The sequence below is a fragment of the Delftia sp. 11MD genome (assembly GCF_050907895.1).
GTDB lineage: Bacteria > Pseudomonadota > Gammaproteobacteria > Burkholderiales > Burkholderiaceae_C > Comamonas > Comamonas tsuruhatensis.
Window position 1 is genome coordinate 840,027 of record NZ_CP194333.1, and the last position, 22,620, is coordinate 862,646.

A 22,620-nucleotide genomic window follows, 5' to 3' on the forward strand; every position below is an offset into this window, starting at 1 on the left:
CTCAGCGCTCCAGCATCACCAGCAGGCATTGCCGAAAGCCCTGGGCCATGTAGCGCGTCACGGTGCGCACGCTCAGCTGCATCCGGTCGGCAATGTCCTCGTAGGACAGGCCTTCCAGCTGGGACATGAGAAAGGCCGTGCGCACCCTGGCGGGCAGGGCGTCCAGCAGCGCATCGAGCTCCTGCAGCGTCTCCAGCAGGATGGCCCGCGCCTCCACGGACGGCACGGTGGCCTGGGGCAGGAGGTGCAGCGACGCCAGGTAGGCCTGCTCCAGCGAGCGGCGTTCGAGGTGATTGACCAGCAGCCGCCGGGCCACTGTCGTCAGATAGGCCCGGGGCTCCCGGATGTCCTCGATGGCCTGCGTCCTGGCGCTGACCCAGATGCGCGTGAACGTGTCCTGGGCCAGGTCGGCCGCATCGCAGCGGTTGCCCAGCCTGCGTTGCAGCCACGCGACCAGCCAAGGGTTGTGCTGCGCGTACATGCTGCCCAGAGCCTGGCTGGCGCCACTGTCGGTGGATGGATGCACGTGCCGGGCCTTTCCTCTTGTGCGTCAAGAAACTGCCGGCATTTTATCCAGTTGATATGAATTCTCATTTGCATTGGGATCGGTGCGATCCCGCGCACCGGATCAGCCCGCCGCCGCCAGCCCGTCGAAGGTCGTGCTGGTCACCCAGTCGATGATCTGCGCGTGCGTGTACTGGCCCGACTCCTTGAGCAGGGCCACCACCGGATCGCAGGCCCGCGCGAACAGCGTGTAGAGCACCAGTTCGGCCGGCAGCGTGGCCTGCATCTGGCCGCTGGTCTGGGCCTCGGTGATCCAGATGCTCAGGCGGTTGCTCAGCGCGATCAGCCGGTCCATGTAGTCGTCGTTGGATTGCAGCGAGGCGCTGAGGTTGGAGTTCTGCGCGGGCAGGGAGGGCATCTCGCCTTCCAGCTGGGTCTGCATGGCCCAGCGCGTCACGGCCTTGAGCTGGTCCAGCGGGCGCGTGGGCGTGCCGGCCTCGGCCGCCAGGCTGGCTTCGTCGCGCAGGCCGTCCACGAAGGCCAGGGCGCGGTCCAGCACGCCCACCATGGCGGCCCCTGCCAGTTCTTCCTTGGAGGTGAACAGCTTGTACAGGCTGGCCTTGGCCATGCCGGCCTCGGCCGCCACCTCGTCCACCGTCATGGCGTCGTAGCCCTTGGTGGCCAGCAGCCGGTTGACGGCCGCCACGATGGCCTGCTCGCGCACGCGCTGTATCTGTTCTTTGATGGAGGAGCGGCTTGTCATAGCCATATTTTAGACCCGACAGGTCATATCCGATACCAAATAGTTCAAAGTGGATACGTTTGGTATATAGTTTGAACTCATCAGTTCACAGTTTGATCTTCATGGTCTGACTGATCGATTCAACCAGGAAGGACGCTCCCATGCATCGCATTGCAGTCATCGGGTCGGGGATTGCGGGGCTGGCCGCAGCACGGCGGCTGGCCGGCGCGCCGGGCGGGCATGGCGTGACCCTGCTGGAGGCAGGCAGCCATTTCGGCGGCCATGCCAACACGGTCGATCTGGCGCTGGGCGGCGTGAGCCAGGGGGTGGACACGGGCTTTCTGGTGTTCAACCACCGCACCTATCCGCTGCTGACCCGTCTGTTCGAAGAGCTGCAGGTGCCCACGGCGGAGGCCGAGATGTCGTTTTCCGTGCAGGTGCCGCAGGCCGGCGGCCGGGCGGGCCTGGAGTGGAGCGGCAGTTCGCTGGGCGGTGTGTTCGCCCAGCGCAGCAATCTGCTGCGGCCCCGTTTCCTGAAGATGCTGGCCGAGATCCTGCGCTTCAACCGCCTGACCACGCGCATCGCCGAGGAAGGCGATGAAGCGCGGCTGCGCAGCTGCATCGAAGATTTCCTGGACGACCACGGCTTCGGGCCGGCCTTTCGCCAGGACTATCTGCTGCCCATGATGGGCTGCATCTGGTCCTGCCCCACCGACCAGATGCTGCGCTTTCCCGTGGCCACGCTGATCCGCTTTTGCCACAACCACGGCCTGATCCAGGTCACGGACCGGCCGCAGTGGCGCACCGTGCGCGGTGGTTCGCGTCAGTATGTGCGGCGCATGGTGGCCGCGCTGCAAAAGGACGGCCGCCACGAGGTCCGGCTGAACGCGCCCGTGCTGGGCCTGCGCCGCGCCGCCCACGGCGTGCTGCTGCAGATGGCGCACGGCACGGAGCGGTTCGACGCCGTGGTGCTGGCCTGCCACAGCGACCAGGCCCTGCGCCTGCTGGGCTCCGATGCCACGCCGCTCGAGCGCAGCGTGCTGGGCGCCATCCGCTACCAGCCCAACCAGGCCGTGCTGCACACCGATGCCGGCGTGCTGCCGCGCCGCCCGGCGGCCTGGGCCGCCTGGAACTACGAACGCGCCGCCGATCCCGGAAAAGACCGGGCCGGCGTCTGCCTGCACTACCTGCTCAACCGCCTGCAGCCCCTGCCGTGGCAGCAGCCCGTGATGGTGTCGCTGAACCCGGTGCGCCCCATCGATGACAGCCAGGTCCACGCGCGCATCGAGTACAGCCACCCGGTGTTCGACCTGGCCGCCATCGAGGCCCAGGGCCGGGTGGATGCCCTGCAAGGCCAGCGCAGGACCTGGTTCTGCGGCGCATGGTGCGGCTACGGCTTCCATGAGGACGGCCTGCGCTCGGGCCTGGTCGCGGCCGACGGCCTGCTGCATGCCCTGCAGACCTTGCCCGTCCTGCCCGCCAGCGCGGCCTTCGAGGGGGTCGCATGACGGCCCGGCCGCTCATCGGCTTCGGCCATGTCTGGCACCGCCGCCTGCGGCCGGTGGAGCATGCCTTCCGCTACCCGGGCTATTTCCTCATGCTGCCCATGCGCAGCCTGCGCACGCACCCGGACGCCGCGCTCAGGCGCAACCGCCGTGGCTGGCTGAGCTTCCATGACAGCGACCACGGCGAGGGCGGCTGCGACGCACTGGCCTGGTTCGAGCAGCTGCTGCACAGCGAAGGCATAGCCGACGCCGATGGCGAAGTCTGGCTGCACACCTTTCCGCGCGTGCTGGGCTACGTGTTCAAGCCCGTGAGCTTTTGGTATGCGCACCGCGCCGACGGGTCGCTGGCCGCCGTGCTGGCCGAGGTCAACAACACCTTTGGCGAGCGCCATGCCTATCTGCTGGCGGGGCCGGACCTGGCCTGGGGCCGCGAGCAGGTGGCGCGCAAGCAATTCCACGTCTCGCCGTTCTGCGAGGTGCGCGGCGAGTACCGCTTCCGCTTCGAACGCAGCGAAGACCGCACCCTGGCACGCGTGGACCTGCATGACGAGGACGGCCCGCTGCTGCAGACCAGCGTGGGCGGCGTGCTGCAGGTGCTGGATGCCGCCGCCGTGCGCCGCGCCTTCTTCGGCACCCCTTTGATGACGCTGGGCGTGGTCGCCCGCATCCACTGGCACGCGCTGCGCCTTTGGGCCAAGCGCGTGCCTTTCCATGGCAAACCCTCCGCGCCCAAGCGCTTCGTCACAAGATGAACACTACCGCCGCCCCCCTGCTGAGCCCCACCGCCGCAGCGCCGCGCCGCACGCCTGCGCGGGCACGCCGTGTGCTGAACCTGCTCGAACGCCTGCCCCACGGGCAGCTGGACCTGGAGCAGCCCGATGGCCGCCTGCTGCACCTGCCCCGTCCGCCGTCGGGGGCTGCCGACGCGCATTGCGTGCTGCACGACTGGCGGGCGCTGGAGCGCACCCTGAAATCGGGCGACATCGGCCTGGCCGAAGGCTATATCGCCGGAGAATGGGACAGCCCCGACCTGGCCGCCCTGCTGCGCCTGTGCATGGCCAACCGCGACCATGTGCAAAGCCTGGTGTACGGCAGCTGGTGGGGCCGGCTGGGCTACCGCCTGCGCCACCTGCTGCAGCGCAATACGCGGGCCGGCAGCGCCAGGAACATCCATGCCCACTACGACCTGGGCAACGATTTCTACCGCCTGTGGCTGGACCCCGGCATGAGCTACAGCGCCGCCTGGTTCCAGGGGCGCACGGGTGAATCGCTGCGCCACGCCGACCTGCAGGACGCCCAGCAGGCCAAGCTCAGGCGCACGCTGGACGAGGTGCGGCTGCAGCCCGGCCAGCGCCTGCTGGAGATCGGCTGCGGCTGGGGCGGGCTGGCCGAGGCGGCGGCGCAGGAGTTCGGCGCCCGGGTCACGGGCGTGACGCTGTCGCGCGAGCAACTGGCCTGGGGACAGCAGCGCATGCGGCAGGCCGGCTTGGCCGACGCCGTGGAGCTGCGCTACCAGGACTACCGCGACCTGCCGGCACGGCATGCGGGCGAGCCCTTCGATGCCATCGTCTCCATCGAGATGTTCGAGGCCGTGGGCCGAGAATACTGGCGCGGCTACTTCCAGACGTTGCGCGACTGCCTCAAGCCCGGGGGCCTGGCCTGCATACAGACCATCACGCTGCGCGAGGACCTGTTCGCGCGCTATCTGCGCTCCACCGACTTCATCCAGCAGTACATCTTCCCGGGCGGGCTGCTGCCCAGCATTCCTGCCTTCGAGCAGGAGGCACGGCGCGCCGGCCTGGTGGTGGAGCGCCGCATGGCCTTCGGCCGCGACTATGCGGAGACGCTGCGGCGCTGGCGCCAGGCCTTCGATCACCACCTCGACGCCGTGCGGGCCCAGGGCTTTGACGAGCGCTTCGTGCGCATCTGGACCTTCTACCTCGCCTACTGCGAGGCGGCCTTCGACACCGGCAACACCGATGTCGTCCAGTTCACGCTGCGCAGGCCCCTGCCATGAAATCGCCACCACGTCACATGCCGCGCCGCCAGGCGCTGGCCTGGGGCGCCGCCTGCGCCCTTGTCCCTTCACTGATCGCCATGCCCAACGAACTCCACGCCAAGACTCCGACTGCCGACCTTCCGGCCGAACTGCGCAGCGCCCTGCCGGCCGCGCGCCTGGTGGGCACGGGCGTGCTGCGCTTTTTCGGCCTGCGCGTGTACGAGGCACGGCTGTGGGCCGCACCGGGCTTTGTGCCCGAGGACTACGCCCGCCACCCGTTCGCGCTGGAGCTGGTCTATGACCGCAAGCTCGAAGGCGCGGCCATCGCCGAGCGCTCCATCGCCGAAATGCGCAGGGTCGACGGCTTCACCGAGGAGCAGTCCCGCCAATGGCTGGCGCTGATGAAGCAGGCGTTTCCCGATGTGGCGGCCCAGGACCGGCTGCTGGGCCTGAACGACGGCCAGGGCGAGGTGCGCTTCTTCCACAACGGCCGCCAGACTGCACAGCTGCGCGATGCCGACTATGCGCGCCTGTTCTTCGGCATCTGGCTCGCGCCCCAGACCTCGGCACCTGCCATGCGCAGCTCGCTGCTGGGCCAATCCTGAGCGCCCGGGACCACGCCATGGCCTCGCACCCTGCCGCCGCCCCCTTGCTGCCCTGGCGCACAGGGCTGGCCTATGGCGGCCTGGCCGCGCCGCTGGCGTTCGTGTCCCTGCCGCTGTATGTGAACCTGCCCTACCACTACGCCAGCGTGGCCGGTGCGCCGCTGGCGGGGCTGGGCGCGGTGCTGCTGGCCACGCGTGCCTTCGATGCCCTGGTGGACCCCGCCATCGGCCGCCAGGCCGACCGGCTGCTGCGCCGGGGCATGCGGCCAGCGTGGTGGGCGGCTGCACTGGCCAGCCTGCTGATGGTCCTGGGCTTCTGGGCGCTGTGGCATCCGCCGCGCGGTGCCCAGGCCGCCATGCTGGGCTGGCTGGCCTGCAGCCTGCTGGTGTGCACGCTGGCCTACAGCTTCGTCACCATCGTCCACCAGGCCTGGGGCACGCGCTGGGGCGGGCAGCCCGCCTGGCGGGCTCGCGTCACGGCCTGGCGCGAGGGCGCTACGCTGGGCGGTGTGCTGCTGGCCAGCGTGTTGCCGGCCTGGCTGGGCTTGGACGCCACCAGCGCCGTGCTGGCGCTGGGCCTGGCGCTGGCGCTGGTGGGGCTGTACCGGCTCAAGGCCCCGGTGACGCTGCCGCAGCAGGCCACGGCGGACACCTCTCGGATCTCACCATGGGCGGATGCCGGCTTTCGCCGGCTGCTGGCCGTCTTCATGGTCAACGGCGTGGCCGCGGCCATTCCGGCCACCTTGCTGCCCTTCTTCGTGGCCGACAGATTGCAGGTGCCCGGGATGCAGCCCCTGCTGCTGCTGTGCTTTTTTGGCGCGGCGGCCCTGGGCCTGCCGCTGTGGGTGAAGGCCGTCTCGCGCTGGGGCCTGGCGCCCAGCTGGCGCGCGGGCATGCTGGCCAGCGTGCTGGCCTTCGGCTTCACGCCCTGGCTGGGCACGGGTGACGGCCTGGCCTTCGCCGTGATCTGCCTGGCCAGCGGGCTGGCCCTGGGCGCGGACCTGGCCCTGCCGGGCGCACTGCTCACGGGCGTGATCCACGAGTCCGGCCAGGGCGGCCAGGGCGAGGGCCGCTACCTGGGGTGGTGGACCTGCGCCACCAAGCTCAACCTGGCCCTGGCCGCGGGCCTGGCTCTGCCCCTGCTGTCCGTTGCGGGCTACCGCAGCGGCAGCACCGATCCGGCCGGCCTGCAGGCCCTGGCCTGGGCCTATGGCGGGCTGCCCTGCCTGCTCAAACTGGCGGCGGCCGGGCTGCTCTGGCGCGCCGAGCGACTGCATTCTTCCTGGAGGCACACATGAGCCACATCACCCACTGCGCTTCGTTTTCACCACTGCGGCGCGCCTGCCTGGGGGCGGCATTGGCGCTGTCTCTGGCGGGCTGCGCCGGTCCTTCCGTGCAGGACTACGCCAAGGAGCAGCCGACGCTGGACCTGCGCCAGTACTTCAACGGGCCGCTGACGGCCCACGGCATGTTCACGGACCGCTCGGGCAAGGTGGTCAAGCGATTCACCGTGCGCATGACGGGCCGCTGGTATGGCGACGAGGGCACGCTCGATGAGCACTTCGTCTACAGCGACGGCAGCACGCAGCAGCGCATCTGGCATATCCGCCGCCTGGGCGAGGGCCGCTACAGCGGCCGGGCCGACGACGTGGTGGGCGAGGCCCAGGGCCAGAGCGCGGGCAATGCCATCCGCTGGAGCTACGTGCTGGCCCTGCCCGTGGACGGAAGGGTCTGGAACGTCAGCATGGACGACTGGATGTACCTGATGGACGGGCGCACCCTGCTCAACCGCACGGCCATGAGCAAGCTCGGCCTGCACCTGGGCGACGTGACGCTGGCCATCATCAAGGAGTGATGGCCATGCCACTGTTATCCCGCCGGCTGAACCCGCCGCTGCGCGACTGGAAGGGCCGCTCGGCATGGCTTCTGGGCGCCTCCTCGGGCATAGGGCGCGCCACGGCCGAAGCGCTGCACGGCCAGGGCGCGCGCGTGATTGTCTCTGCGCGGCATGGCGGTGCGCTGCAGGATTTCGTGCGCGGCCGCGAAGGCTGCCTGGCCCTGCCGCTGGACGTGACCGATGCCCAGGCCGTGGCACAGGCAGCCCGTGCCGTGCGGGCCCATGTGGGCAGGGCGCCCGACCTGGTGGTGTACTGCGCCGGCCACTACCGGCCCCAGCGCGCCACCGAGTTCGACCTGGCCGAGATGCAGCGCCACCTGGCCGTGAACTATGGCGGCGCGCTGCACCTGCTCGATGCGGTGCTGCCCATGCTGCTGGAGGCCGGCCAGGGGCATCTGGCCCTGGTCGGCTCGGTGGCAGGCTATCGCGGGCTGCCCATGTCCCTGGCCTACGGTCCTACCAAGGCGGCGCTCAACAACCTGGCAGAAAACCTCTACCTGGACCTGCACGGCCCGGGCCTGGGCGTGTCCATCATCAACCCCGGCTTTGTCGATACGCCGCTGACGGCGCAAAACAGCTTCAGCATGCCGGCCCTGATCGGTGCCGACGAGGCCGCCCGGCACATGCTGCAGGGCTGGGCACAGGGGCGCTTCGAGATGAATTTTCCGCGCCGCTTCACGCGCTGGGTGCGGCTGCTGCGCTGCCTGCCCGATGCCTGGTATTTCTCGGCGGTTCGCCGCATCACAGGAGCCTGAAACCGATGAGCACTGCCCTCGGCGATCCCCGACTGGACCGGCTGGCCCAGGCCTATGAGGCGCTGCGCCGCGACAACCTGCCGGCGCTGCTGGCCCTCTATGCGGAACAGGCCCGGTTCAAGGACCCGTTCAACGATGTGCGCGGCCACGCAGCGATACAGCGCGTGTTCGCCCACATGTTCGAGCAACTGGACCGGCCCCGCTTCGCCGTCAGCCAGGGCGCGGTGCAGGGGGACAGCGGCTTTTTGCTGTGGGAGCTGGGCTTTGTCAGGGCATCGGGCCAGCCCATGCACATCTGCGGCACCAGCTACCTGGAGTTCGATGCGCAGGGACTGGTGGCAGTGCACCGCGATTTCTGGGACCCGGTGGAGGAAATCTTCGCCAAGGTGCCCGTGCTGGGCGCCGTGGCCAGGGCGCTGCAGAACAAGCTCAGGGCTCCGCAGTAAGCAGCCTGGCCAATTGCGCCAGGGCGCCGTCCAGGTCGTCCAGGCCTGGGGCGCCCAGGCAGATGCGCAGCCCGCTGGCACGGTCGTGCGGCTCCACCATCAGCGAGCCCGGATCGGTCAGCGTCACGCCCAGCGCCGCTGCGGCCGACACCAGGCGGTCGGCGGCCTCGCGCTCCATGGGCAGCCAGGCGTTGTAGGCCTCGGGGTGCAGCACCAGGCGGCTGTCGCCCAGGTGTGGGGCAAGGTGCGATGCGGCCAGCCGCACGCGCCGCTGTGCCTCATGGCGCAGGTCGGCCTGCAGGGAGGCGACCACGCCCTGGGACAGCCATTCATCGACCACGGCGCATGACAGGGCCGAAGGCGCCATGGACAGCTCCTGCAGCGTCGCCAGCGCGGCGCCGCACAGCGCTGGCGGCAGTACCAGCGTGCCCACCTGCAGCCCCGGGCCCAGCGACTTGGACAGACCGTTCACATGCAGGGTGATCTCGGGCGCCAGGGTCGCCAGGTGCGCAAGGCGCGCGTGATCGGGCGAGCAGGCGGCATACACGCCGTCCTCGATGATCCAGGCGCCTGCGTTCCGGCAGATATCCACGATCGCCCGCCTGCGCTCCGCGCCCATGGTGGCCGTGGTCGGGTTGTGCAGCGTGGGGGTGAGGTAGAGCACCTTGCCTTCGGCGGCGGGAATGCCGTGCAGCGCCTCGGCCAGCGCCTGCGGCAGCAGGCCCTGCGCGTCCATGGCCAGGCCCTGCAGGGCGCAGCCCTTGCGCCGGGCCAGGGCAATGGCACCGGGGTAGGTGATGCGCTCGGTCAGCAGCCGGCCCCGGGGCTGGCAGACCAGGTCCAGGGCCAGGGACAGCGCCTGGCGCGCGCTGCTGGTCAGCACCATGTGGCCGGGTTCCACGTTCAGGCCCAGCGTCTGCAGCCAGCGCGCGAGCACGCGGCGATGCTCCGCATGTCCGCCCGGCGGCGCGTAGGAATTGAAGTGATCGGCATCGATGCGGCGCGCAATCGCGGTCAGCGTGCGCGCCAGCAGGCGTTCGCTGATGGCGGCCGGCGGCGCGTTGGAGGACAGGTCGATGGCCTCGCCGCCCTGCGTCCGCCGGGCGGCCACGAAGGTGCCCCTGCCCTTGACGCTGCGCGTCAGCCCCCGGCGCTCCAGCAGCGCATAGGCCCTGGTCACCGAGCCCAGGCCGATCTGCAGCCTGTCGGCCAGGTCTCTGTGGGCGGGAAGGCGGTCGCCGCCGGCCAGCCGGCCTTCGACGATGTCGTCGGCCAGGGCGCGCGCCAGCCGCTCGGCGGCACTGGCTTCAATGCGCGCAAGACGGGGTGTCCAGGGGGAGGGCAGGAGCATGGTCGGGGCAAGGAAAAAAAGAGTGTGCCGTGACACTATTTTATTTCTCGATAGTGTAACGTTCACCCCATGTTCAGCCACATCACCGTCGGCGCCCGTGATCTCGAGCGGGCCGGCCGCTTCTATGACGCGGTGCTTTTCCCGCTGGGACTGCAGCGCCGCGCCGTCCAGCCCGATGGCGGGCCGGCCGCGCTGTGCTGGGTGGCGCCGCCGGCGGCCTTGCCGCGCTTTTATGTCTACAGCCCCTTCAACGGCGAGCCGGCCACGGCGGGCAATGGCGCCATGGTGGCCTTTGTGGCCCCGTCGCCCGACGCGGTGGACGCGGCCCATGCCGCCGGCCTGGCGCGTGGCGGCAGCGACGAAGGCCCGCCCGGCCCGCGACCGCATTACGGCGATGGCTACTACGGTGCCTACCTGCGCGATCCCGACGGCAACAAGGTCCATGTGGTGCATCGCGCCGATGTGCGGACCTAGCGCAGATCGGGCCCGCCGCCCGTTTCCCCTTCTTTTCCTTCCCATGCAACAAGGACTGTCTTCATGAGCATTGCCGTTCATATGGTCGACGTTTTCGCCAGCGGCCCGCTGTCCGGCAATCCGCTGGCCGTGATCACCGGTGGGCAGGCGCTGACCACCGCACAGATGCAGCAGCTGACGCGCTGGTTCAATCTCTCCGAAACCGCGTTCCTGCTGCCGCCCACGCAGGCGCAGGCCGACTACCGCGTGAGGATTTTCACGCTGGACCGGGAGATGCCTTTTGCCGGCCATCCCACGCTGGGCAGCTGCCATGCTTGGCTGTCCCAGCGCGGTGCGCCCAGGAACGCAGGCCACATCGTCCAGGAGTGCGGGGCGGGCCTGGTGCAGATACGGCAGGAGCATGGGCGGCTGGCATTCGCTGCGCCGCCCATGCTGCGCTTTGGCGCGCCCACCGCCGACGAGCTGGATGCCGCGCTGCGCATGCTGGGCATCACCGCCGAAGAGGTGCAGGCCGCCTCGTGGATAGACAACGGCCCCGGCTGGCTGGGCATCCGCCTGGCCTCGGCCGAGCAGGTGCTGGCGCTGAACCCGGCCCGGCAGTGGCCCACGCGCATGGACGTGGGCGTGGTGGGACCCTATGCCAGGGGTGTCGGCGGTGCCAGCCCTGCCGCCTGCGAGGTGCGCGCCTTCTTCTCCGATCACCAGGGCGCCATCGTCGAAGACCCCGTCACCGGCAGCCTCAACGCCTCGCTGGCGCAGTGGCTGTTTGCGACGGGGGTGATGGACAGCGACTACGTTGCCGCCCAAGGCCGCTGCCTGGGCCGTGACGGCCGCATCTTCCTGACCCGTGACGGCACGGGCCAGGTCTGGGTGGGCGGCACGGCGCGCACCCATGTCGAAGGCGCACTGAGCGGCCTTTGATCCACACCGAAAGAACCCACGAATGACAGCGATCCAGGAGAGCCTGCGCGCTCCCGTCTCATCGGCCAGGGCCAACCTGAAAATGCTGGTGCGCTACAAGGCCTGGGCCAACGGCCTGACCTTCAAGAGCGTGATGGAGCTGCCCGAAGGCGAGGCCTTGAAGCAGCGCCCCACGAGCTTCGGCAACATGGTGCGCACGCTGAACCACGTCCTTGTGGTGGAGGACATCTTCAGGCACCACCTGCAGGGCCGCAAACATGGCTACACCATGCGCAACACCGACCACACGCCCACGCTGCAGGCGCTGTGGGAATCCGTGCAGGCAATGGACCGCTGGTATGTGGAGTTCGTCGACGCATGCCCGGACGAGGAACTGGCGAAGGTCGTGCACTTCGAGTTCGTGGGCGGCGGGCAGGGCGCCATGACGCGCGAGCAGATCGTGCTGCATGTGGTGAACCACGGCAGCTACCACCGTGGCTTTGTCAGCGACATGATGTACCAGGTGCCCTTCGTGCCGCCGGCCAACGACCTGCCGGTGTTCCTCAGGGACTGCTACCGCGTGGACGAGCCGGCCTGCGGTTGAGGCAGGGCCAGGGCCTGCTGCGCCAGGGCGCCCTGGCGCACGGGCAGCGCAGGCGGCGCGTCGCAGGGCAGGGCCCATCCCTGGCGCAGCGCACCGGCAAAGCCGTCGGCCACGCGCGAGTAGGCGCGGCCGCTGGTCATCACCCGGGGCCGGGCCGACCAGGCGATGCGGGCGCCGCCGACCGCCAGGCGGTCCACCAGGTCCTGGTCCTCGCCGCAGGTGCGTGCGTCGAACCCGCCTGCCTGGCGGTAGTGCCAGGCCGAGATGCCCAGGTTGGCGCCATGCACGTGGCGGTGGCCGTCGCGGTCCGTGTAGGTGGTCTCGAAGTGCCGCCGCGCCGTGTCCGCCTGGACGCCGTGGGCCGACCAGTCGGCCACCTGCACCGTGCCGCAGACCACGTCGGACTGAAGCGCCAGCTGGTCGGCCAGCCAGCTCGGCGAGACGGTGGTGTCGGCGTCCGTGAAGGCCAGCCAGCGGGCGCCCAGCAGCAGCAGGTACTCCGACCCCAGGGCCCGCGCCTTGCCCACGTTGCGCGCGGCAATGGACAACGGGATGGCGGGCCAGCGGCGCACGGCCGATTCGGTGGCGTCCTGGCAGCTGTCCAGCACCACCACGACGGCCACGGTCTCGCCTTGCAGGTCGGCATGGGCGGCCGCGCAAAACACGCTGTCCAGGCAGCGGCCTATGAGGTCTTCCTCGTCATGGGCTGGGATGCACACGCCGATCATCTGTCCGTCCTTTCAGGGGTTTTCTGCCAGATGTCCAGCTGGAAATCCGGTTCGCTGTGGCTCAGCAGCAAGTGCAGTTGCGCATGGGCCGACACGCTGTCATGCAGGGTGCGAGTGGTCTGCAGGTGATCGTGCGCCCCATGCCGCCAGTGGCACATGAGCCAGTGGCCGCCGCCCTGCAGCGAGGCCAGGCACTGGCGGTTGAAATGCGCCAGTGCCGCGTCGTCGAAGTAGTAGGCAAGCTCCGAGACCACGATGAGATCGAAGCCTTGCTGCGGCACCTGGGGCACCTGTGGCCATTGCCAGGGCAGGGGCAGGGCCTGCAGGTCCAGGCGGGCGCGGTCCTGCGGCGCAATCCGCTGCCGGCACAGATCCACGGCCCTGTCCGAGAAGTCGACGGCGCACAGCCGGTCGCAGCGCTGCAGCAGGCGCTGCGTGGCCTCGCCATTGCCGCAGCCGGGCTCGAAGCCGTGGGCATAGCGCTCGCGCGGCAGGGCGGCCAGCAGCAGGTCGCGCTTGCGCCGTTCGTACCAGCGTGATGCGACCTGCCAGGGGTCGGGGTCGGCCTGGTACATCTGCTCGAAGTGCTGCCGGGCGCCGTTCATAGAAACACCACTTCAAACGGACGCAGCAGGCGCTGCGTGGCCCAGGACGGCAGGATGGCGTCGCGGCCCGTGGACGGGTCCGGCAGCAGCTGGCTGCGAAAGCACGACAGGGCCTGGCGCTTGAGCGCCAGCTCCTGCGGCGCCAGCGCAATGGCGGCGGCACGGTGCCAGGGCACGCGCGCGTCGCCGGGCTCGGCCCAGTGCCAGGCCCAGATCGGCAGCTCGAAGAGCCGGCAGCCCGCGTGCCGGGCTGCCGTGGCGCAGGCCTGGCCCGTGGCCTCGTGGTCCGGGTGCCCGTCTTCGCGCCAGGTGCACAGCAGCGCATCCGAGGGCTGCAGCAACGGCTCCAGCCGTTGCAGCAACTGCGCTGCATGCTCGGCGATATGGCCGTCGGGCAGGCCCAGCCGCAGCACCTGCGCCTGCGGCGCAAGCAGGGCCAGGGCCTGGGTGCTCTCGTGCACGCGCTCGCGCACCAGACGCTGCGGCGGCCACAGCGTCGAGTCGGGGTGGCTGGCTCCGCCATCGGTCACGGAGACGATGAGGCAGGGCATGCCCCGCTCGGCACAGCGGCGCAGCAGGCCGGCGCAGCCCAGGATCTCGTCATCGGGGTGCGGCGCGACGATGACGGCGCGGCGCCGGCCGTCCAGCAGGTCGTCCATGGATACCTGCGCTGGCCGGCGCTGCGCAAACCAGGCCTGCCAGCGCGATTCCGGCGTGCCCCGGCCCTCGATGAGGCGCGGCTTCACAGCATCCATGCCGCGCCTCCCGGTGCCTGCGAGGTCTGTGCCTTGTCGGCCAGCAGGCGGCCCAGCGCGGCCTGGTCGCGCTCGGCATGGCTTTGGCGGATGAAGACGGGCAGGTCGGCCATCAGCTGTGCCAGGCCCCTGTTCTTGCACAGCGGGCCGGGACCGATGGCGCGTGGCACGCGCCGCAGCACCTCTTCGGCGGCGGCTTCCACGGCCAGGCGGGCGCGGTTCACGGCCAGCAGGCAGGGGTCCGAGGGCGTGGCATCGATGCGGGCCGCAGCGTCGCGCAGCAGGCCGGCCGCGCCGGCCAGGGCCACATCCAGCGCGCCCAGGTGGGCCTGGCGGTGCGGGTCCTCGCCTTGACCGACGGCCTGCTGCAGATGGCTGGCGATGCGCGCTGCCGCGCCATGCCAGCAGGCAGCAACGCCCGCGCCGCCATGGTGAAAGCCGGGGCGGCTCAGGTACTGGCCCGGTTCGCCGACCAGCACGCCGGTGGCGCCGTCGAAATGCACGTCGGCGCTGGCGCTGGCGGCCATGCCCACGGCCTGCCAGTGGCTGTCGTCCCTGCGGATGCCGGGCTGGTCCATGGTGACGGCGATCAGGCAGCGCCGGCCGTCGGCCAGCCAGCCGCTGACCAGGGCACGGTCCACCGCGCGCGCGCCCGAACACCAGGGCTTGTAGCCGGACAGCTGCACGGCCATGCCGGCATGTGCCGCAGCATGGGGGGCCGTGGGCGTGGCCTGCACGCGCTCGCCCGGCGGCTCGGCGCACCAGACGGCCCAGCGCAGGCCTTCGGTGGCCAGGTCGGCCTGCAGTTCGGACAGGATGGCCAGGGCATCGGTATGGCCTTCATAGAGCTTGGCCAGGCTCAGGCTGTGGGCGGCCACCTCGGCCAGTGCGCGCCAGCGCTGCAGCGTGTGGCCATGGCCCGGCAGCGGCAGGCGGTCGGCGCCCTGCGCCACCAGCAGGGCCAACTGGTCCGCTGGCGACAGGTCCGTGTGGCCGCGCAAGGCCTGCGCCAGCGTGTCGCTGCATGTCCACGCATGGGCGTGCTCGTTGTCGTGCTGGGCCATCGCCGCTTGCCTTCCTTTTGTGTGTCGTGCGCAGCCCTGGAAATGGGGTGGGGCCGGGCGATGCCATGGTGCCGGGAGGATGAACGCGGCGCCGCAGGAGCAGGAAGGCATTACCTGTCGGAGACCACCGACCGGCAGGCGTCCCGTTCCACGCCGTCGGCAGGGCAGGCGGCCAGCTCCAGGCGCAGCGGTGCCTGCTCCTGCCTGATCGAGGGAACGGGGATGCCGAAGGCTTCCCTTTCCCTGCGCTCCAGCGGCCTGGCCTCTTTCAAGGCAGACAGAAAGGCCTTGCGCCACCAGTGCACGTCCTGCTCGGCGATGCGCTGCAGCAGCCGCTGGTGCCGCTGGCGCCTTTCCTGCAGGGGCATCTGCAGGGCCTGCTGCACCACGGCGGCCGTGCCGTGCACGTCGTAGGGATTGACCAGCAGCGCCTCCTGCAGCTGCTCGGCCGCGCCGGCAAACCGCGACAGCACCAGCACGCCCGGGTCGGCCGGGTCCTGGGCCGCCACATATTCCTTGGCCACGAGGTTCATGCCGTCGCGCAGCGGCGTGACCAGGCCCACGGCCGCCGCGCGGCACAGGCCCGGAATGCCATCGCGCGGCAGGGTCTGGTGGATGTAGCGCACGGGCATCCAGTCCAGCTCGCCGTAGTCGCCGTTGACGGCGCCGCACAGCGATTCAAGCTCCCGCCGTATGTCGGCATACGCGTCCAGGCCCTCGCGCGTGGGCGAGCCGATCTGGATCAGCGTGGCGCGCCGGCGCTGCTCGGGATGGCGGGCCAGCAGCTCCCGAAAGGCACGCAGGCGCTGCGGCAGGCCCTTGGAGTAGTCCAGCCGGTCTATGCCCAGCAGCAGGCGACGCTGTGCGTACTCGTGCTTCATGCGCGCATGCATGTCCTGCGATGCGCCGGACAGGGCCAGCGCCGCGAAGCCCTCCACATCGATGCCGATGGGGAAGGCGCGGCACACCAGGCGCTGCCCATGGGCACGCAAGGCGCCATCGCCCAGCGACTGGCCCCCGGCCTCGTCGCAGACATAGCGCTCGAAATGCTGCACGTCCTGGCGGGTCTGCAGGCCCACAAGGTCGTAGGCAAACAGGCAGCGCATCAGCCATGCATGCTCGGGAATGGCCGCCAGCAGGGTCGGCGGGGGCAATGGGATGTGCAGGAAAAAGCCGATGCGCTGGCGGCAGCCCAGGGCGCGCAGCTCGGCCGCCAGCGGGATCAGGTGGTAGTCATGCACCCAGAGGATGTCGTCCTGCGCCAGCAGGGGCAGCAGCCTGCGCGCAAGCAGCTGGTTCACGCGGCGGTAGCCGGCCGCATGGCCCGTGTCGAAGCTCGCCAGGTCCAGCCGTCCGTGAAAGACGGGCCACAGCACGCCGTTGCTGTAGCCCGCGTAGTAGCTGTCATGGTCCGCGCGGTCCAGGTCCACCGTGGCCAGCGTGACGTTGCCTGCCTGGGTGCGGTGCACATGGCCGGCCGGCGCGGCCTGGGCACCGTCGTCGGTGACGGCCCCGCTCCAGCCGAACCACAGGCCGCCCGTCTGCCGCAGCGCATCGCCCATGGCCACGGCAAGGCCCCCGGCCGCGGCCCTGCGCGGATCGGCCACGCGGTTGGAGATCACCACCAGCCGGCTCATGGCAGCACCTCCGCGCAGGTCTGCGCAGCCAGGTGCATGCATGCGGACTTCAGCCAGGCATGCACGGCCTGCGGGCTGCCCAGCCGGTGGCGGGCCCTGCTTGCGCCTTCGCCCACCTTGATCGCCATGCCGCCGTGTGCCTGCACCACGGCAAAGCCGCTCTCGTCCGTGACATCGTCACCGGCAAACACCGGGGTGCGGCCGGCGAACGGCGCTTCGCGCAGGAAGGCCGCAATGGCGTGGCCCTTGTCCACGCCTGCGGGCCTGACCTCCAGCACGCATTTGCCGTGCAGCAACTCCAGCCCGGGCTGGTGTCGCAGGGCGCGGCCCAACATGTCCAGGCACAGCGCCGCCAGCTCTGGCGCACGCCGGTAGTGCAGTGCGACCGAAGAGCGCTTGCGCTCCACCAGCAGGCGGGGATGGTCGGCCGCCAAGGCATTGCACATCTGCAGCACGGTCTCTGGCATGGCCGATGCCTGCATGTGCAGGCGGCCTGCGGCATCCCGCCGCTGCAGGCCGTGCTCGCAGGCGGCAGGCAGATGCAGCGGCGCCAGAAAGTGGTCCAGCATCTCGACCTGCCGACCCGTGACGATGGCCAGCGCACCGCCCAACAGACCCTGCAGCCTGGCCAGCATGGGGATCAGGACGGGGTCTGGCGCAATGGCGTCCGGGGTCTCGGCCAGCGGCACGAGCGTGCCGTCGAAGTCGAGGAACAGGGCGGATCTGCAGGTGGGGAATGGGGGTGTTTCCATGGAGGCGCCAGGGTATGGGTTGCCGGTTTCGTGGATCGACATCAGGAAAGCGTCTGCTGCCATGGCCTGCTCACCGCTCGGCCTTGATGGAGCCGCGGATGTTGGTGATGGCCAGGCAGAACTGCAGGCTCACCAGCGCCCAGGCCGCCGTGGACCAGCCCCACAGCGCCCACAGCGCATTGCTGAGCATCAGGACCCAGAAGCCCAGGTTGCGCCTTTGCGCAGAACGCGAGCCCACACACCAGGCGCCGGCGATGGAGGCCAGAAAGGCAGGCCACTGGAGCCAGTCGGGAATGTCGGGCATGGGGTTGCTCCTGTATGAAGTGAAGCGCGGGCACCTCAGTTGCCGGGCCGTGCCGGGTCGTCTTCGTCGATGGAGTGGCATTCCTTGCAGGCTCCGCTTTCGTGCGCGCGGGCGGCCAGATTGACGTGGAAGGCCGCCCCTTGCTGCAGCTGCTCCCCGTCCAGAGCCCTTCGATGCCGGTCATGCGGTTGCTGGCAATCTTGTTGGCTGCCAGCAGCTCGTTGCGCTTCAGGTGCAAGCTTCAGGTGCCATCAAGGCTGCTTGCGCACCATCTTCTTGCGCCGTTCGGCATCCAGGCCCGGCGTCTGGCGCATGTCGGTATCGACCTGGCCGGAGGCGAGGTCGTCATGGGCCTGGCGCATCACCGGATCGGGCGCATCGCTGGTAGCGTCCAGGCTCTGGTCGCGCTCGTGCGGAAGGCGCAGGCCCTGTTCGGATGCGTCGGATGCATCGGATTCACCGGGCGCATGGGGCGCCTTGCCGACCTGTCCGGGCAGCTTGGTCTGGCCATCGCCCGACGGCTTCGCCTGTGTGGGTGCAGAGGACTTGGATGCGGATGGGGTCTTGTCTTTCATGGCGTCTTCCTTTCATTCGCGGGCCTGCGCAGGCGGCGCTTGGGCCATGGTCTCTTGGCCCTTTCGCAGCCGCCGTGGGACCACGCCGAAAGCGCAGGAACGAAAAGATGCCTCGCGCATGAACGCCGTTCTCAGGCACGCCGATTGCCCTGTGCCGGGGTGCGAAAAATGGCCACAGGCCACTGGCGCGATGTCCGCAAGGCCCGGTCGCCGCGTTCCTACGGCACATGGCCGCAAGCGCGCACGCCGGCGGCGCGCCACGGCGATCACGATAGACATCACTTTCAACTGCCAAGGAGCACATTCCATGACGCAATCGAATCCCGCAAACCGTGACCCGCTGTCCGACGCGCCCGGCGCACATCCCGTAGGCACCGGCATAGGCGCTGCAGGCGGTGCCGTGACCGGCGCTGCATTCGGCGCAATGGGCGGCCCCATCGGTGCTGCCGTGGGCGGTGTGGCCGGTGCCGTGGTCGGCGGGCTGGCCGGCAAGGGCGCGGCCGAAGCCGTCAATCCCACGGTCGAGGACGCCTACTGGCGCGACGCCTACCAGAACGAGCCCTACTACGTGGCCGGCCGCAGCTATGAGGAGTACCGCCCCGCCTACGAGCTGGGCTGGAACGCGGCCGCCGCGCGCCGCGATGCCGATTTCGATGCCTTCGACGCCGAATGGGAGCGCGAATGGACCACGCGCCGTGGCGCCAGCCATCTGGACTGGGACCAGGCCCGGCCCGCAGCGCGCGCAGCCTGGGAGCGCGCAGGCGTTCGCGATGTCCGTGATGACACGGGGACCATCGTGGCACCGGCCTACACCGGCGACATCGACAACGACGATGTAGCCGACGTGCTCAACGACCTGCTCGAATCCTGCCGCGATGGCGAGTACGGCTTTCGCACCTCGGCCGAGAACGCCGACTCGCCGGACCTCAAGACCCTGTTCCTGCGCCACAGCGCCGAGTGCGGCGCCGCCGCGCTGGAGCTGGAGGCCGAGATCCGCAAGCTGGGCCGCGAGCCCGCATCGGGCGGCACGGTGGCCGGCGCGCTGCACCGGGGCTGGGTGTCGGTGAAGACGGCGCTGACCTCGCAGGACGACAAGGCCGTGCTGGAGGAGTGCGAGCGCGGCGAGGATTCCGCCGTCGCCCAGTACCGCAAGGCGCTCAAGCAGCCGCTGCCTCCGGCCATCCGCGTGATGGTGGAGCGCCAAGCCCAGGGCGCGCAGCGCAACCACGACGAAGTGCGCGATCTGCGCGACCGCATGCGCGCGGCCTCCTGACCCGGCACAGGATGCCTGGGGGTTGCTAGCCGCCTACGCCGTACGGCGCAAAGCGGCTGGCGTTCTCATCCACATGCAGCGCCTTTCCCACATAGGGAAAGGCGCGCTGCGTGCACTGGTCGCGCTCGCAGACCTTGCAGCCCATGCCGATGGGCGTGGCCGATTCCGGGTCGCCCAGGTCCAGCCCCTTGGCATAGACCAGGCGCGCGGCATGGCGTATGTCGCAGCCCAGGCCGATGGAGAAGGTCTTGCGCGGCGAACCATAGCCGCGCTGGCCATGCGAGACCGAGCGTGCAATCCACAGGTAGCGCCGCCCGTCGGGCATGCTGGCGAGCTGGCGCAGCACCTGGTCGGGCTGGCCGAAGGCCTCGTACACCGTCCACAGCGGGCAGGTGCCGCCGGTGCGGCTGAAGTGGAAATGCGTGGCCGACTGGCGCTTGGAGATATTGCCCGCGCGGTCCACGCGCACAAAGAAGAAGGGCACGCCGGGCGCGCCGGGCCGCTGCAGCGTGCTCAGCCGGTGGCAGACGGTTTCAAAGCCCACGCCAAAGCGCTGGCCCAGCAGGTCGATGTCATAGCGCAGCTGCTCGGCCGATTCCAGGAACAGGTCGTAGGGCAGCAACAGCGCGCCCGCAAAGTAGTTGGCAAGGCCCACGCGGGCGAGCTTGCTTGAGGCCGGGTCGCCCTGGAAGGCAGCGGTGGCGATCAGCCGGTCCAGCGTGTCGCCCATCTCCAGCAAGGCCAACTGCGTGCCCAGCTGGAAGGCCTGTTGCGCAGGCTCCAGCGCCGAGGACAGCCACAGCGAGCGCGTGGCCGGGTCGAACCGGCGCTGGCTTTGCCGGGAGTCTTCCAGGCGATGCACCTGCACGCCGTGGCGCTGCTGCAGCCGCCGGACCAGCCAGTCCGCCAGATGGCCCGGGTCCGCACGCGCCTCGCCGGCCAGAGCCTGGGCCGCGCGGTCCACTTCATCGAAGTAGTTCTGGTGCGCAAAGAAGAAATCGCGCACGGCCTCGAACGGCATGGTGCGCGCCACCGGCATGTCCGAGCGGTCATCGCCCAGCCTGAGCGACATGCTCTCGATGCGCTCCAGGGCTTCCAGATGGCGGCGGTGCAGCGCCATCACCGCACGTCCCAGGGCGGGCATCTGCGCGGCGACTTCCTGCAGCTCGGGCAGGGCAATGGATTCGGGCGCCTCGGCAAGGGCCTCGCGCAGGCCGGCGACCAGGCGCGCTTCCTCGTCCTCCGAGAACTGCTGGATATCGACGCCCAGCGCGCGGTTGAGCTTGAGCAGCACCGACACCGTCAGCGGCCGCTGGTTCTGCTCCAGCTGGTTCAGGTAGCTGGGCGACAGGCCCAGCGCGTGGGCCAGGGCGATCTGGGACAGGCCGTGCTCCGCGCGCAGTTTGCGCAGCTTGACGCCCATGAACGTCTTCTTCATGGCTGTTTCCTCGGGTGGCTGTTATTCGCAGAATTTGCAAATTCACGGACTTCGTTTCGCAAGAATTCGCCTTTTCAGCACTATGGCAGGGGCGCTATTTTGCGTAAATTGCGAAACATGACAACACCCACCGGAACCGCCGAGCTGCATGAACTGGTATTGCCCGCGCTGGCCAACCACCACGGCACGCTGTTCGCGGGCCAGGGCCTGCAGCTCATGGCCAAGGCGGCCTTTCTCGCTGCGCGCAGCCTGGCACAGCGCGAGGTCGTGATGGCCGCCGTCACCGGCGTGGACTTCCTGGCGCCCGTGCCCGTGGGCCACGAGATCGTCCTGCGCGGCTGGGTCAGCCGCATCGGGCGCAGCTCCATGACGGTCTGCGTCACCGCGTCGGCCCAGGCTCCGGGCATTGCCTGCGAGGACGTGCTCAAGGGCCTGTTCGAGATGGTGGCTGTCGACCACAACGGCCTTCCTGCGGCCATTGCCCATTCCTATCTGAACCAGGAGACCCTTTCATGAGTACCACGACCATCGACGCGCCATCTGCGCCAACTTCGTCATCTGCGTCCGCATTCAAGCCCAAGAAATCCGTCGCGCTGTCGGGCGTGACCGCCGGCAACACCGCGCTGTGCACCGTGGGCCGCTCGGGCAATGACCTGCACTATCGCGGCTACGACATCCTGGACATTGCCGAGGTCTGCGAGTTCGAGGAGATCGCCCATCTGCTGGTGCACGGCAAGCTGCCCACGCGCCCCGAACTGCAGGCCTACAAGACCAAATTGCAGGCGCTGCGCGGCCTGCCGGCCAGCGTCAGGCAGGCGCTGGAGCAGCTGCCTGCCGGCGCCCATCCGATGGACGTGATGCGCACCGGCGTCTCGGCCCTGGGCTGCGTGCTGCCGGAAAAGGACGACCACAACCTGGCGGGTGCCCGCGACATTGCCGACCGGCTCATGGCCAGCCTGGGCTCCATGCTGCTGTACTGGTACCACTGGAGCAATTCGGGCCGGCGCATCGAGGTGGAGACCGACGACGACTCCATCGGCGGCCACTTCCTGCACCTGCTGCACGGCCACCGTCCGTCCGAAGGCTGGGTGCGCGCCATGCACACATCGCTCAACCTCTATGCAGAGCATGAGTTCAACGCCTCCACCTTCACGGCGCGCGTGATCGCGGGCACGGGCAGCGATATGTATTCCTCCATCGCGGGCGCCATCGGCGCGCTGCGCGGGCCCAAGCATGGCGGCGCCAACGAGGTGGCCTTCGAGATCCAGAAGCGCTACGACACGCCCGACGAGGCCGAGGCCGACATCCGCCGCCGCGTCGATGCCAAGGAAGTGGTGATCGGCTTCGGCCACCCGGTCTACACCGTCAGCGACCCGCGCAACGTGGTCATCAAGGGCGTGGCCAAGCGCCTGTCCGACGAGGCCGGAACCACCCGCATGTACGACATTGCCGACCGGCTGGAATCGGTGATGTGGGAGGTCAAGAAGATGTTCCCCAACCTGGACTGGTTCAGCGCCGTCAGCTACCACATGATGGGCGTGCCCACGGCCATGTTCACGCCGCTGTTCGTGATCGCGCGCACCAGCGGCTGGGCCGCGCACGTGATCGAGCAGCGCCAGGACAACAAGATCATCCGCCCCAGCGCCAACTACACGGGGCCGGATGACCAGAAGTTCGTGCCCCTCGATGCGCGCGCCTGAGCCGCCG

The 22,620-nt window shown here is 69.7% G+C and carries 26 protein-coding genes; 14 read left to right on the forward strand and 12 right to left on the reverse strand.

Annotation, left to right across the window (positions count from 1 at the left end; all coding sequences use genetic code 11):
• Position 1 precedes the first annotated feature (1 nt).
• Positions 2 to 481, reverse strand: a complete 480-nt coding sequence (locus tag ACRSCF_RS03775) for a sigma-70 family RNA polymerase sigma factor (RefSeq protein ID WP_070081029.1) — start codon at positions 479 to 481, stop codon at positions 2 to 4.
• Positions 482 to 628: 147 nt separating this feature from the next.
• Positions 629 to 1,267, reverse strand: coding sequence for a TetR/AcrR family transcriptional regulator (locus tag ACRSCF_RS03780; RefSeq protein ID WP_017407121.1), 639 nt, complete (start codon positions 1,265 to 1,267; stop codon positions 629 to 631).
• 140 nt (positions 1,268 to 1,407) lie between these two features.
• Between ACRSCF_RS03780 and ACRSCF_RS03785 the strand changes: the two genes are divergently transcribed.
• Genes ACRSCF_RS03785 through ACRSCF_RS03820 form a run of 8 tightly spaced genes read left to right on the forward strand, consistent with a single transcriptional unit; the run spans position 1,408 to position 8,453 of the window.
• Positions 1,408 to 2,754: an NAD(P)/FAD-dependent oxidoreductase gene (locus ACRSCF_RS03785; RefSeq protein ID WP_061288794.1), complete on the forward strand. Its 1,347-nt coding sequence runs from the start codon at positions 1,408 to 1,410 to the stop codon at positions 2,752 to 2,754.
• Positions 2,751 to 3,503: a DUF1365 domain-containing protein gene (locus ACRSCF_RS03790; RefSeq protein ID WP_034363271.1), complete on the forward strand. Its 753-nt coding sequence runs from the start codon at positions 2,751 to 2,753 to the stop codon at positions 3,501 to 3,503. The genes ACRSCF_RS03785 and ACRSCF_RS03790 overlap by 4 nt, the downstream gene beginning before the upstream one ends.
• Positions 3,500 to 4,768 carry an SAM-dependent methyltransferase gene (locus tag ACRSCF_RS03795; protein ID WP_016448428.1) on the forward strand — a complete coding sequence of 423 codons (1,269 nt, stop codon included), beginning with the start codon at positions 3,500 to 3,502 and terminating at the stop codon, positions 4,766 to 4,768. Before ACRSCF_RS03790 ends, ACRSCF_RS03795 begins: the two co-directional genes overlap by 4 nt.
• Positions 4,769 to 4,785: 17 nt before the next feature.
• Positions 4,786 to 5,355 carry a chalcone isomerase family protein gene (locus ACRSCF_RS03800; RefSeq protein ID WP_016448427.1) on the forward strand — a complete coding sequence of 190 codons (570 nt, stop codon included), beginning with the start codon at positions 4,786 to 4,788 and terminating at the stop codon, positions 5,353 to 5,355.
• A 17-nt stretch (positions 5,356 to 5,372) separates the two neighbouring features.
• Positions 5,373 to 6,653: an MFS transporter gene (locus ACRSCF_RS03805; protein WP_070080847.1), complete on the forward strand. Its 1,281-nt coding sequence runs from the start codon at positions 5,373 to 5,375 to the stop codon at positions 6,651 to 6,653.
• Positions 6,650 to 7,210, forward strand: coding sequence for a DUF3833 domain-containing protein (locus tag ACRSCF_RS03810; protein WP_034363273.1), 561 nt, complete (start codon positions 6,650 to 6,652; stop codon positions 7,208 to 7,210). The genes ACRSCF_RS03805 and ACRSCF_RS03810 overlap by 4 nt, the downstream gene beginning before the upstream one ends.
• A 5-nt stretch (positions 7,211 to 7,215) precedes the next feature.
• Positions 7,216 to 8,007 carry an SDR family NAD(P)-dependent oxidoreductase gene (locus ACRSCF_RS03815; protein WP_016448424.1) on the forward strand — a complete coding sequence of 264 codons (792 nt, stop codon included), beginning with the start codon at positions 7,216 to 7,218 and terminating at the stop codon, positions 8,005 to 8,007.
• Positions 8,008 to 8,012: 5 nt separating this feature from the next.
• Positions 8,013 to 8,453 (forward strand): nuclear transport factor 2 family protein, encoded by a 441-nt coding sequence (locus ACRSCF_RS03820; RefSeq protein WP_016448423.1) that lies wholly within the window; start codon positions 8,013 to 8,015, stop codon positions 8,451 to 8,453.
• Here the strand turns inward: ACRSCF_RS03820 and ACRSCF_RS03825 are convergent.
• On the reverse strand, positions 8,437 to 9,804 hold the full coding sequence (locus tag ACRSCF_RS03825) for a PLP-dependent aminotransferase family protein (RefSeq protein WP_016452725.1): 1,368 nt from the start codon (positions 9,802 to 9,804) through the stop codon (positions 8,437 to 8,439). The two genes, ACRSCF_RS03820 and ACRSCF_RS03825, sit on opposite strands and share 17 nt — an antisense overlap.
• 69 nt (positions 9,805 to 9,873) lie before the next feature.
• On the opposite strand from ACRSCF_RS03825, the gene ACRSCF_RS03830 reads away from it, so the two are divergent.
• The 3 genes from ACRSCF_RS03830 to ACRSCF_RS03840 all read left to right on the forward strand — a co-directional run bounded on the left by ACRSCF_RS03830 (position 9,874) and on the right by ACRSCF_RS03840 (position 11,782).
• Complete coding sequence (locus tag ACRSCF_RS03830) at positions 9,874 to 10,278, forward strand: VOC family protein (protein WP_244387779.1); 405 nt, start codon at positions 9,874 to 9,876, stop codon at positions 10,276 to 10,278.
• Positions 10,279 to 10,341: 63 nt separating this feature from the next.
• A complete protein-coding gene (locus ACRSCF_RS03835) occupies positions 10,342 to 11,199 on the forward strand; it encodes a PhzF family phenazine biosynthesis protein (protein WP_034363277.1) in 858 nt (285 codons plus the stop codon).
• Between the two features lie 22 nt (positions 11,200 to 11,221).
• Positions 11,222 to 11,782: a DinB family protein gene (locus tag ACRSCF_RS03840; RefSeq protein ID WP_017407113.1), complete on the forward strand. Its 561-nt coding sequence runs from the start codon at positions 11,222 to 11,224 to the stop codon at positions 11,780 to 11,782.
• Here ACRSCF_RS03840 and ACRSCF_RS03845 read toward each other — a convergent pair.
• The 8 genes from ACRSCF_RS03845 to ACRSCF_RS03880 all read right to left on the reverse strand — a co-directional run bounded on the left by ACRSCF_RS03845 (position 11,752) and on the right by ACRSCF_RS03880 (position 18,202).
• On the reverse strand, positions 11,752 to 12,510 hold the full coding sequence (locus ACRSCF_RS03845; protein WP_244387780.1) for a glycosyltransferase: 759 nt from the start codon (positions 12,508 to 12,510) through the stop codon (positions 11,752 to 11,754). The genes ACRSCF_RS03840 and ACRSCF_RS03845 overlap by 31 nt on opposite strands.
• Positions 12,507 to 13,115 carry a class I SAM-dependent methyltransferase gene (locus ACRSCF_RS03850; protein ID WP_071956938.1) on the reverse strand — a complete coding sequence of 203 codons (609 nt, stop codon included), beginning with the start codon at positions 13,113 to 13,115 and terminating at the stop codon, positions 12,507 to 12,509. The genes ACRSCF_RS03845 and ACRSCF_RS03850 overlap by 4 nt, the downstream gene beginning before the upstream one ends.
• Positions 13,112 to 13,870: a PIG-L deacetylase family protein gene (locus tag ACRSCF_RS03855; RefSeq protein ID WP_034363282.1), complete on the reverse strand. Its 759-nt coding sequence runs from the start codon at positions 13,868 to 13,870 to the stop codon at positions 13,112 to 13,114. The genes ACRSCF_RS03850 and ACRSCF_RS03855 overlap by 4 nt, the downstream gene beginning before the upstream one ends.
• A complete protein-coding gene (locus tag ACRSCF_RS03860; RefSeq protein ID WP_244387781.1) occupies positions 13,858 to 14,934 on the reverse strand; it encodes an acyl-CoA dehydrogenase family protein in 1,077 nt (358 codons plus the stop codon). Before ACRSCF_RS03860 ends, ACRSCF_RS03855 begins: the two co-directional genes overlap by 13 nt.
• Positions 14,935 to 15,044: 110 nt before the next feature.
• The gene (locus ACRSCF_RS03865; RefSeq protein WP_034363288.1) at positions 15,045 to 16,571 is read right to left on the reverse strand and encodes an alpha,alpha-trehalose-phosphate synthase (UDP-forming); all 1,527 of its coding nucleotides are present in this window, start codon (positions 16,569 to 16,571) and stop codon (positions 15,045 to 15,047) included.
• Positions 16,568 to 17,386 carry a trehalose-phosphatase gene (otsB, locus tag ACRSCF_RS03870; protein WP_209800122.1) on the reverse strand — a complete coding sequence of 273 codons (819 nt, stop codon included), beginning with the start codon at positions 17,384 to 17,386 and terminating at the stop codon, positions 16,568 to 16,570. The genes ACRSCF_RS03865 and otsB overlap by 4 nt, the downstream gene beginning before the upstream one ends.
• Positions 17,387 to 17,393: 7 nt before the next feature.
• Positions 17,394 to 17,627 carry a hypothetical protein gene (locus tag ACRSCF_RS03875; RefSeq protein WP_016448412.1) on the reverse strand — a complete coding sequence of 78 codons (234 nt, stop codon included), beginning with the start codon at positions 17,625 to 17,627 and terminating at the stop codon, positions 17,394 to 17,396.
• 251 nt (positions 17,628 to 17,878) lie between these two features.
• Positions 17,879 to 18,202, reverse strand: a complete 324-nt coding sequence (locus tag ACRSCF_RS03880) for a hypothetical protein (protein WP_016448411.1) — start codon at positions 18,200 to 18,202, stop codon at positions 17,879 to 17,881.
• 307 nt (positions 18,203 to 18,509) lie between these two features.
• Between ACRSCF_RS03880 and ACRSCF_RS03885 the strand changes: the two genes are divergently transcribed.
• A complete protein-coding gene (locus ACRSCF_RS03885; protein ID WP_016448410.1) occupies positions 18,510 to 19,475 on the forward strand; it encodes a ferritin-like domain-containing protein in 966 nt (321 codons plus the stop codon).
• A 25-nt stretch (positions 19,476 to 19,500) separates the two neighbouring features.
• Here the strand turns inward: ACRSCF_RS03885 and ACRSCF_RS03890 are convergent, their stop codons facing one another.
• Positions 19,501 to 20,913 (reverse strand): short-chain fatty acyl-CoA regulator family protein, encoded by a 1,413-nt coding sequence (locus ACRSCF_RS03890; RefSeq protein ID WP_016448409.1) that lies wholly within the window; start codon positions 20,911 to 20,913, stop codon positions 19,501 to 19,503.
• 117 nt (positions 20,914 to 21,030) lie between these two features.
• Between ACRSCF_RS03890 and ACRSCF_RS03895 the strand changes: the two genes are divergently transcribed.
• Both ACRSCF_RS03895 and prpC read left to right on the forward strand, forming a co-directional pair.
• A complete protein-coding gene (locus ACRSCF_RS03895; RefSeq protein ID WP_016448408.1) occupies positions 21,031 to 21,429 on the forward strand; it encodes an acyl-CoA thioesterase in 399 nt (132 codons plus the stop codon).
• Positions 21,426 to 22,613, forward strand: a complete 1,188-nt coding sequence (prpC, locus tag ACRSCF_RS03900) for a bifunctional 2-methylcitrate synthase/citrate synthase (protein WP_026062818.1) — start codon at positions 21,426 to 21,428, stop codon at positions 22,611 to 22,613. Before ACRSCF_RS03895 ends, prpC begins: the two co-directional genes overlap by 4 nt.
• The last annotated feature ends 7 nt before the right edge of the window (positions 22,614 to 22,620 follow it).